Genomic DNA, 891 nt, shown 5'->3' with positions numbered 1-891 from the left:
CATCGCCCGACGCCTGGCCGCCGAGGGCGCGTGCGTGGTGGTCGCCGACCTGGACGCCGACCGGGCCGCCGAGACCGCCGCCGAACTCGGCACCGCCGACACGGCCGTGGGCGTGGGCTGCGACGTCAGCGACGCCGACGCGGTCGCCGACGCCTTCGACGCCGCCGCGCTGGCCTTCGGCGGGGTGGACCTGGTGGTCAACAACGCCGGACTGTCCGTCTCCAAGCCGCTGCTGGAGACCACCGAGCGGGACTGGGACCTGCAGCACGACGTGATGGCCAAGGGCTCCTTCCTCGTCTCCCGCCAGGCCGCCCGGGTGATGACCGCGCAGGGTATGGGCGGCGACATCGTCTACATCGCCTCCAAGAACGCGGTCTTCGCCGGACCCAACAACGTCGCCTACTCCGCCGCCAAGGCCGACCAGGCCCACCAGGTGCGGCTGCTCGCCGCCGAACTGGGCGAGCACGGTATCCGCGTCAACGGCGTCAACCCCGACGGGGTGGTGCGCGGTTCGGGGATCTTCGCCGGGGGGTGGGGAGCCCAGCGCGCCAGGGTCTACGGGGTGGCCGAGGAGGAGCTCGGCGCCTTCTACGCCAAACGCACACTGCTGGGGCGCGAGGTGCTGCCCGAACACGTGGCCAACGCGGTGTACGCGCTCACCTGCGGGGAGCTGGCGCACACCACCGGTCTGCACGTGCCCGTCGACTCCGGCGTCGCCGCCGCCTTCCTGCGATGAGCACCGTCCACGCCGCCGTCGACCTGGGGGCCTCCAGCGGGCGCGTCCTGGCCGGGCACCTCGACGGCGGGCGACTGCGCACCGAGGAGGTGGCCCGCTTCCCCAACGGGCCCGTCCACCTGCCCGGCCCGGGAGGCGGCACCCTGCACTGGGAC

1 protein-coding gene is annotated in these 891 nt (G+C 74.0%); it reads left to right on the top strand.

Annotation, left to right across the window (positions count from 1 at the left end; translation table 11 throughout):
- Positions 1–736 (top strand): SDR family oxidoreductase (locus D471_RS0124175; protein ID WP_017600999.1); only part of this gene is annotated, 736 nt, incomplete at its 5' end.
- Between the last annotated feature and the right edge of the window lie 155 nt (positions 737–891).

Source organism: Nocardiopsis lucentensis DSM 44048, assembly GCF_000341125.1.
Taxonomy (GTDB): domain Bacteria; phylum Actinomycetota; class Actinomycetes; order Streptosporangiales; family Streptosporangiaceae; genus Nocardiopsis; species Nocardiopsis lucentensis.
This window is presented reverse-complemented; position numbering and strand designations above follow the sequence as displayed.